Below are 8,669 nucleotides of genomic sequence, written 5' to 3'. Positions count from 1 at the left end.
GCCGCCCATGAGCCGCATTCCGGCCATGAACAACCTCCTGAGAATCAACACCTAGCCGGGCAGGACGTGCAGCTGATCCTGACCAACGAAAGCACGGCCGCCGTGCCGCTCCCATCGGGCTCCATCCCCAACTTCTCCGCCAGTGATCCGTTCACCGCTTCTGCGTCGCAACTGGAAGATCCGACGAAGGCAAGCATTGCGGAGTTCAATCGCGCCGGGTGGCACCAGGCCATCCTTGATGCACAAGGTCGCGCTCGCTCACTGATCAGCAGCCCACAAGCTTCAACGGTCCACGTGGTGGGCGACACACAGCCGTTCACCCTATTCGGGCACTTGCGACAGCTACTCCGTGTCGGGATCGTTTGGCGGGTTCCTCGTGCGGCAACTGGGCGTGGGATTCTTCAAAAACCTGCTGACGCAGTCCCAGGCAAACTCCCTCCTTGCGCTGGACGCCGCCATCAAGGTGGCAGCACCCGCGTCCTCGCTGGCGCAGCAGTTCCGGCGCTTCACCGTGAGCGCGGCAGGCGTGCTGCCGGCGGCCAGTGCGCCGACCGGCTACGGATTCCCGGCGCGATCGGAAAGTGGTTTCAGTGTTCCCGCCATCAATGCGTTCGCCTTCAAGAGCCAGCGGGTTCTGCCTTCGTCAGCCCCCACACAGATCAAGTCGCTGGCCACCTTGCCTGTCGTGCGGCAACGCGTCACCGGCACCTACATCGATTCGGTGAGAGTTCCTCCGGGTGCATCCCTCTCCGTGGTCATTCACTGAAAGCCCGGGAGCGCCAGCGATGCTGAAGAACTTCCCGTCGATGCGCCGGTGGCTGACCTCTTTCGCGGTCACGGCCAGTTTGCCACTGGCTGTTGCCTGTCAAGGCGGTGTGGCGAGCGCTGGCACGATCGAAATCGAAGGCACGCTGGTGCTGAAAGGGAACGAACCCTTCGTGCAAACCGTGGTTGTGGTTTCCGACACGGAACAGTGGGAGCTTCTGGGCTTGCACCGTTCCAAGGCCGAAAACCATCAAAACCAGGTCGTGAAAATCAAAGGGCAAGTGGTCCACGAAGCGACGCCGTCAACAGCGCGACTTCCTTCACTCAAGGTGCTGGACTTCACACCCCGCCTCACGAAGCCAGCGCCCGCATCTCCGAAATGAGATCCGCCTTGCCCTCGAAGCCAATCCCCGGCAGCGCGGGCAAGGTCACATAACCCTGCTCCACCTTCACCCCATCGGGGAACCCGCCGTAGGGTTGGAACAGATCCGGGTAACTTTCGTTGCCGCCCAGGCCCAGGCCGGCCGCGATGGCAAGCGACATCTGGTGGCCACCGTGGGGGATGCAGCGGCTGGGTGACCAGCCGTGTTGCTTGAGCATCTCCAGCGTGCGCAGGTACTCCACCAGGCCGTAACTCAACGCACAGTCGAACTGCAGCCAGTCGCGGTCCGGACGCATGCCGCCGTGGCGGATCAGGTTGCGCGCGTCCTGCATCGAGAACAGGTTCTCGCCCGTGGCCATGGGGCCGGCGTAGACCTTGCCGAGTTCGGCCTGCAGCTCGTAGTCCAGCGGGTCGCCGGCTTCTTCGTACCAGAACAGCGGGTACTGCGACATCGCCTTGCCGTAGTCGATGGCGGTCTTCAGGTCGAAGCGGCCGTTGGCGTCCACCGCCAACTGCTGGCCGGGGCCGAGGATCTTCAGCACGGATTCGATGCGCTCGCAGTCGTCGGCGAGCGACGCGCCGCCGATCTTCATCTTCACCACCGAGTAGCCGCGCTCCAGGTAGCTTTCCATTTCCTTTCGCAGGCCGTCAAGCCCCTTGCCAGGGTAGTAGTAGCCGCCGGCGGCGTAGACGAACACGCGCGGGTTGGGTGTGCCGCTGCCGTAGCGCTCGGCGAGCAGCTGGTACAGCGGTTGGTTGGCGATCTTGGCGACGGCGTCCCACACGGCCATGTCGATGGTGCCCACGGCCACCGAGCGTTCGCCGTGGCCGCCGGGTTTTTCGTTGATCATCATCTGCGCCCAGACCTTGTGCGGGTCGAGGTTCTCGCCGGTCTCGTCGAGCAGGCTGGCCGGGTCGGCTTCGAGCACGCGCGGGCGGAAGCGGTCGCGGATCAGGCCGCCCTGGCCGTAGCGGCCGTTGGAGTTGAAGCCGTAGCCGATCACGGGTTGGCCGTCGCGGATCACGTCGGTGACCACGGCCACCAGGCTCAGGGTCATCTTGGAGAAGTCGATGTAGGCGTTGCGGATGTCCGACTTGATGGGGCGGGTGGATTCGGCGATGTCGACGATTTTCATGGTGCAGCTGCAGGGGTGAAGGAAGTGGGAATGGGTGGCATCATTCCCGGCGGACCGCACCGCGTCCAATACCCGAATCGCATACAACTATCGCTTCGCCCATGGGCCCCGGCAACCGACCCCTTGACCTCGAATGGCTGGAGGATTTCCTCGCGCTGGCCGAGAGTGGCAATTTCTCCCGCGCGGCGCAGGCGCGCCACATCGCGCAGCCGGCCTTCAGCCGCCACATCAAGTCGCTCGAAGAATGGGCGGGCGTGCCGCTGTTCGACCGCAGCGCGCACCCTGCGGTGCTCACGCCGGCCGGTCAGCGTTTCAAGCCCTTGCTCGAAGATCTGCTGGGCCGGCTGGAGTCGGCGCGCAGCCTGGCGCGCGCGGCGCACGACGAGGCCGCCGCCGGCCTGCGTTTCGCGGCCACGCACCTGTTGTCGCTGGCGTTTTTTCCTTCGTGGTTTTCGCTCGTGGAACAGACGCTGGGCCCCCGCATGGTGCAGATGCATTCCAACAACCTGGAGGCCTGCGAAGACCTGATGCTGCAGCGCAGTGTGCAGTTCCTGCTTTGTTATGGGCACCCCGAGGTGCCGGGTCGGCTGGAAGCCTCGGGCCACCCCATGCACCCCATCGGCGAAGAAACGCTGCTGCCCGTCGCGGCCGCGCGGCCCGATGGCGCACCGGCCTTCCGCCTGGGCGAACCCAGGCCCGCGCAGGAGCCCCTGCCCATCCTCGCGTACCACGCCTCGTCGGGCCTGGGCCGCATGCTGCAGACCTGCCTGCGCCCGCTGCTCGGTGGTGAGGTGCAGCACCACACGGTGTTCGCCGCGCACCACGCGGTGGTGCTCAAGGCGATGGCGCTGGAAGGCCGGGGCGTCGCGTGGCTGCCGCGCAGCCTGGTGGCGGCCGAGCTGGCGGGCGGCCAGCTCGTGGTCGCCGGTGGCGACGAATGGGCGCTCGCGATGCAGGTCCGCCTGTACCGCCAGCCGATGGAGATGACCGAGTCGGCCGAAGCACTGTGGTCGCTGGTGCGCGGCCACGCGGCCACCACCGCGCCTTGAGCGTTCAGCCGGTCTTGCGGTCGGCTTTCACGGGCAGCACCAGCGGGGCGGCGTCCTCGGGCCGCAGGCGCTCGCCCATCCAGCGCTGCATGTCCATCCACATCTGGCGCATCTCGGCGTCCAACGGCGTGCGCAGTGCGCTGGGCAGTTCGACCGTGACCACCGGCATGCCCTGGTGCACGCCGCCGTAGTTGCCCAGGCTGCCGGGGAAGATGCCGACCTGGTCGAGGTACAGGCGCCCGAGCTTGGGCGGCGGCACGCCGGGGCCGTCGAAGTCGAGCACGCCGTAGGGTGCGTGGATGCTGACGATGAGGTGGGGCTGGAAGCGCGCCATCTCGTCGTGCAAAAAGCGCGATTCGGGCTCGGACAGCGGGCTCGACCCCGGCCAGCGGCGCGGGTCCTTGCGGGTGCGCTGCTCCCAGTACACCTTGGCTTCGCGTTGCCAGTTGGGCGTGGGGAAGTTGCGGTTGAGGTCCACGCCGTTGGCGTTGGTGCGCCGCGCAGGGCGGGCCAGCAGGCCGTCGGGGTTGAGCGCGGGGATGAAGCGCCAGTGCGCGTTGGCCGGCATCTGCACGGCGTGCTGAATCCAGTGCAGGGCCACGGCGGCGGACGAGAGTTCGTCGCCGTGCATGGCGCCGACCACCAGCACGCGAAGCTTCGCGTCGGGCGCGCTCACGTCGCGCGCATAGATCGTTCGGCCCTGCACCGAGCGGCCGGGCGTGGCCTTGAGTTCGGCCGCGTCGCACAGCGCCCGCTTCAGGTTAGGCAGGCGCGCGACCAGGGCTTCGCAAGGGTGGGCCGCCGCCGCCTGGGTGTGGGCGTTCAACAGGCCCAGCAGCGCCAGGCACAGCGGCAGAACGGAAGGGAACCGGCGGGCTTGGAACATCCCGGCATTCTAGGAGCCTGGCCCCGCCATTCGTTCCCCGTTCATTCGTCGCGCTCGCCGGCCTCGTACAGCGTCTCGCGCCCCATGCGGTCGAGGATGAGTTCGGCGGTCCAGGGCAGCATGAGCGCGCCGCAGCGGCTGTCGCGGTACAGGCGCTCCAGCGGCAGGTGTTTCATCATGCTCTGGCCGCCGCAGGTGCGCAGGGCCAGGCGCGCGATGTCGTTGGCGCCTTCCATCACGCTGTAGTGGGCGGCGTACAGGCGCAGCTTCTCGTCTTTCGTGGGATTGGGCCTGGCCTCGGTGATGGCGCGCAGGAAGAGGCTCTTCATGCTTTCGAGCTGGATGCGCATCTGCGCCACCGCGATCTGTTTGGTGGGGTACTGGCGGCGCTTCACCGGCGGCTCGCCTTGGACCTCGCCGCGCAGGTACTTCACCGTGAAGTCGTAGGCCGCGGTGGCGATGCCGAGGTAGGTGGGCGCGAGCGTGAAGAACATGGCGGGCCAGGTCTGCGCGCCCTTGAAGTAGATGCCGCGCGGCATGAGCTGTTCGGCGTCGCTCACGAACACGTCCTTGAACGCGAGGTTGCGGCTGACGGTGCCGCGCATGCCCAGTGGGTCCCATTCGCCGCTGATGGAAAAACCCGCGCTGGTGGCGGGCACGCTGATGTAGAGCGTGTCGCGCGCGTCAGGGTGGTCGTCGCCCTTGTCTTCGGTGCAGAGGATGCCGTAGTAGTCGGCCGCGCCCGAGAGGCTGGCGAAGATCTTGCGGCCGTTGACCAGCCAGCCGCCCTCGACCTTCTTCGCGGTGGTGCCGAAGGGCGCGCGGCCGGCGGCGGCGGCGCTGCCTTCGCTGAAAGGCTGCGCATACACGGCGCCCTCGTTCACGATGCGCTGGAAGTGCAGCTCGCGCCGCGCCAGGTGTTCGGCGCGCTGCGCCTCGGTCATGGCGATGCCGTCGGCCAGCACGCCGGTCCACATGGTGCTGCAGATGTGCATGTTCCAGGTGAGCGCGGTGGCGCCGCAGAAGCGGCCGATCTCGGCCGCCACCATCATGTAGGTGGCGTAGTCGGCGCCCAGGCCGCCGTGCGCGGTGGGCACGCACAGCCGGAGGAAGCCTGCCTCGCGCAGGTCGTCGTAGTTGGCGAACGGGAAACTGGCCTCGCGGTCCCATTGCGGCGCGCGCGCGGCGAAGCGGTCGCGGCCCAGCGCGTGGGCGCGCTGCAGGAGCTCGCGCTGCAGCGGGGTGAAGGGCAGGTCGCCCACGGCGGGGGTGAAGCTCAGGGAGGGGAAGGCGTCCATGGGTGTGTCCCTTGAAAACGAGGGGAAGAAAGATCAGTCGATGCGCCCGCCCAGCGAGGCCAGCACGCCGCGCCAGAGCGCGTCGGTTTCGGCCCGGGCGTTGTCGTCCCCGCCACCGCCCGGATGCTCCCAGGCCGAGGTGACGACCATCACGAGGCCGCTGGCGGGTTGCACGAACAGGTGCTGCCCGTGCACGCCGCGCATGAGGAAGGTGCGCTCCTTGAAGGGCAGCAGCCAGAACTGGTAGCCGTAGCCGTAATATGGGATGGTGCGGCCGGGCCGCAGCGCATGGCTCTGCCGGTACTCGTCGGTGGCGTCCATCAGGTAATCGCGCGGCACCACCTGGTGCTCACCCACGCGGCCGTTGTCGGCCAGCAGCACGCCCAGGCGGCCCCAATCGCGCAGCGAGGCGCTGAAGAAGGCGAAGGCGCCTTCCTGCCCGTCGCCGCCGGTGCGCCAGAACGCCTCGTGCTCGGCGCCCATGGGCTGCCACAGCCAGGCCTGGGTCAGCGCGGCCAGGCCCTGGCCGGTGGCGCCGCGCAACACGTAACCCAGCACCTCGGTCTCGCTGCTGGCATAGGCGAAATGCTCGCCGGGCGGCGCGTTGCGCTGCGTGATGGTCTGCAACACCTCCATGGCCCCGCGGGGCGACTGCATGAAGGCCACGGCCAGGCGCGTCACGTCGTCGTTGCCGTCGTAGCGCTCGCTGAACTGCAGGCCCGAGGTCATGGTGAGCAGGTGCCGCAGGCGCGTGGCGCCGTAGGGCGTGCCCGCCAGCGCGGGGGCGTACTTCTCCGCCGGGTCGTCCAGCGAGGCGATGAGGCCCTTGGCCTGGGCGATGCCCACCAGCAGCGAGGTCACGCTCTTGGCCATGGAGAAGGACAGGAAGCGCGCGCCGGGTTCGCGGCCGTAGCGGTAGCGCTCCGCCACGATCTGCCCGTCCTTGATGATGAGCAGGCCGGTGGCGCGCTGGTGCTCCAGGTAGTCGTCCAGCGAGTAGCTGTGCTCACGGTGGCGGTAGTGCACGGCCGGCGGTGCGGCCATGGCGGGCAGCGGCCGCGCATGCGATGCCGGCGCCACCCGGGCCACGTGCACGCCCGGCACGCGGTCCAGCGCCGACCAGGACCCGACGCGGTAGGGGTTGTTGCCCCAGGTGGTGGCGTTGCCCACCGGATACCCCTGGGCCTTGCCCAGCAGCGCCTCGTCGGGCTCGGCCCCGGCCCCCAGCGCGGCCAGCACCAGAGCGGTGGCCAGCGCAAGGTGGATTCGCCGCATGGACCGCCTTGGACGCGCCGCTCAGTGCAGCGCGCGCGTCTGCGCCAGGAAGTCGAGCAGCAGCGCGTCGAAGTCGTCGGGCGCCTCCAGGTTCATCAGGTGGCCGATGCCTTTGAGTTCGGCGTAGCGCGCGTCGGGAATGGCCTCGGCCATTTGTTTCATCACCGCGGGCGCGGCCACGCGGTCGAACTCGCCGCCGATCAGCAGCGTGGGCACGCGAATGTCGCCCAGGGCGGCCTGTCGGTCGAAGGTGACCAGGCAGTCCAGCGCGCGGCGGTAGGTGGCGGCCGGCACGCCAGCCATGCAGTGCTCGGCCAGGCGCAGGCCCTCGGGCAGGGAGCCGGGGCCGACCATCTGCGGCACCAGCCGCTGCGCCACCTCCGCCATGCTCTGGCCCGCGTCCAGCGGTGCGGTGCGCTGCGCAATGAACTGCTGCGCCCAGGCGTCGGCGCTGCGGCCGTCGGTGCGCTTGCCGAAGGCGGCCGAGGTGCCGCAGAGCACCAGCCGGCTCACACGCTCGGGCCGGCGCGCCACCACCTCCTGCGCCACCATGCCGCCCATGCTGTGGCCCAGCAGCACCACGTGTTCGCATTGCAGCGCGTCGACGAGGTCGATGCAGCTCTGCGCCAGGCCCTTGAAGGTGTAGGGCTCGATGGGCGCGCTGTGGCCGTAGCCCGGCATGTCCCAGGCCACCGCGCGGTAACCGGCGGCGGCCAGCGTTTCCACCTGCGGCGCGAACGCCACGTGGCCGCCACCGATGCCGTGCAGCATCAGCACGGTGGGCCCGCTGCCCAGGGTCGTGAAGCGCGGAATCATGCGGCCACCACCCGGCCAGCCTCGACCACCACGCTGCCATCGAGCGCCACCGTGCAGCCGCGCAGAGGGAAGTCGAAGTGGCCGCGCGTGTGGCGCCCGGCCACTTCGTTGGCGCCGGTGCTGTAGAGGAAGTTGCCTGCGAAGGCGCGCAGCTCGGTGCCGTTGAAGTCGCGCTTGTCGTAGAGCGCCATGCTGTCCCAGCGCGCGGCTTCGTTGAGGCCGTACCCGATATGGCTCACCGCGTAGGCTTCCTTCTCGTTCCAGGCCGCGTAGTGGCTGCGCAGCAGCTCGGCGTCCACACCGCTGCCCTCGATGCGCGTCACGTGGTCGTTCTCGATCGTGAGCACGATGGCGCGCTCGATGTAGCGCTTGAAGGTGAGGTTCACGTCGCCCTCGGCCAGCACCAGCGTGCCGTTGACGCTGCCGGCCGCCGGAAAGGCCAGCACCATGCCCCCGGGCCAATGCGTGAGCGTGCCGGCGCGCGTGGTGCTGCCCCAGTTGCCGCCCACCACCGCGCCCTGCAGCGAGATGGTGAGGTCGGTGCCGGCGGCGGAGCTCACGCGCAAGGCCTTGGCGCCGCGCACCCGTTTCACATGGTCCTTCACACGCGCCTCGGTCGCGTCGTCGGGCAGCAGCCGCACCAGCGCCTCGGGGTGTTCGTTGCTCACGTACACAACGCGCGGCTGGATGAGGCCATTGCCTTTCAGGATGGCGGGCAGCTCGGGCGCGTGCATCAGGCCCTCGACCGTGCAGTCCACCACCAGCGTGCTGCCCGACAGCGCGGCGATCACCGGCGCCAGTTGCTGCAGGGCTGGGCTGGCGCCGGTGGAGCGCGAGACCGGCTCGCCGGTGCTGAACACCGAGGGCAGCGTGAGCGTGAAGCTGCGCGCCCCCAGGCGGGCCGCCGCGAGCCGCGCCAGTTCCATCAGCACGGGCCGGCTCTGGGTTTCGCCGAGAATGGCCACCGTATCGCCGGTTTGCACCGCGCAGCGGCGCAGCACGGTTTCGAAGGCATCGATCCAGGCGGGTTCGGTCCGCTCCTGCAGCATGGGCTTTCCTTGT

Annotated in this window: 8 protein-coding genes and 1 pseudogene; 3 read left to right on the top strand and 6 right to left on the bottom strand. The window is 68.9% G+C overall.

Annotated elements, in window-relative coordinates; genetic code table 11:
• Window positions 1-328 precede the first annotated feature (328 nt).
• Together ACODTB_RS16735 and ACODTB_RS16730 are read left to right on the top strand one after the other, a co-directional pair.
• Window positions 329-766: pseudogene (locus tag ACODTB_RS16735) on the top strand (M30 family zinc metallopeptidase); the annotation flags it as partial.
• Between the two features lie 19 nt (window positions 767-785).
• Window positions 786-1,148, top strand: coding sequence for a hypothetical protein (locus ACODTB_RS16730; protein WP_488929496.1), 363 nt, complete (start codon window positions 786-788; stop codon window positions 1,146-1,148).
• Here the strand turns inward: ACODTB_RS16730 and ACODTB_RS16725 are convergent.
• A complete protein-coding gene (locus ACODTB_RS16725) occupies window positions 1,117-2,283 on the bottom strand; it encodes a mandelate racemase/muconate lactonizing enzyme family protein (protein ID WP_488929495.1) in 1,167 nt (388 codons plus the stop codon). The two genes, ACODTB_RS16730 and ACODTB_RS16725, sit on opposite strands and share 32 nt — an antisense overlap.
• Before the next feature lie 101 nt (window positions 2,284-2,384).
• On the opposite strand from ACODTB_RS16725, the gene ACODTB_RS16720 reads away from it, so the two are divergent.
• Complete coding sequence (locus ACODTB_RS16720; RefSeq protein WP_488929494.1) at window positions 2,385-3,332, top strand: LysR family transcriptional regulator; 948 nt, start codon at window positions 2,385-2,387, stop codon at window positions 3,330-3,332.
• A 4-nt stretch (window positions 3,333-3,336) separates the two neighbouring features.
• Here the strand turns inward: ACODTB_RS16720 and ACODTB_RS16715 are convergent, their stop codons facing one another.
• The 5 genes from ACODTB_RS16715 to ACODTB_RS16695 are packed head-to-tail and all read right to left on the bottom strand — an operon-like array spanning window position 3,337 to window position 8,656.
• Window positions 3,337-4,218 carry a M14 family murein peptide amidase A gene (locus tag ACODTB_RS16715; protein ID WP_291121165.1) on the bottom strand — a complete coding sequence of 294 codons (882 nt, stop codon included), beginning with the start codon at window positions 4,216-4,218 and terminating at the stop codon, window positions 3,337-3,339.
• 41 nt (window positions 4,219-4,259) lie between these two features.
• The gene (locus ACODTB_RS16710) at window positions 4,260-5,516 is read right to left on the bottom strand and encodes an acyl-CoA dehydrogenase family protein (RefSeq protein ID WP_291121164.1); all 1,257 of its coding nucleotides are present in this window, start codon (window positions 5,514-5,516) and stop codon (window positions 4,260-4,262) included.
• Window positions 5,517-5,549: 33 nt separating this feature from the next.
• On the bottom strand, window positions 5,550-6,791 hold the full coding sequence (locus ACODTB_RS16705; protein ID WP_488929493.1) for a serine hydrolase domain-containing protein: 1,242 nt from the start codon (window positions 6,789-6,791) through the stop codon (window positions 5,550-5,552).
• A gap of 21 nt (window positions 6,792-6,812) precedes the next feature.
• Window positions 6,813-7,607, bottom strand: a complete 795-nt coding sequence (locus ACODTB_RS16700) for an alpha/beta fold hydrolase (RefSeq protein WP_291121159.1) — start codon at window positions 7,605-7,607, stop codon at window positions 6,813-6,815.
• Window positions 7,604-8,656, bottom strand: coding sequence for a 2,5-dihydroxypyridine 5,6-dioxygenase NicX family protein (locus tag ACODTB_RS16695; RefSeq protein ID WP_291121157.1), 1,053 nt, complete (start codon window positions 8,654-8,656; stop codon window positions 7,604-7,606). Before ACODTB_RS16695 ends, ACODTB_RS16700 begins: the two co-directional genes overlap by 4 nt.
• Window positions 8,657-8,669: the final 13 nt, after the last annotated feature.

It is taken from the genome of Hydrogenophaga sp. FG152 (assembly GCF_057809615.1).
The sequence above is the reverse complement of the archived record's forward strand: the minus strand, read 5'-3'. Positions and strand labels throughout refer to the sequence as shown.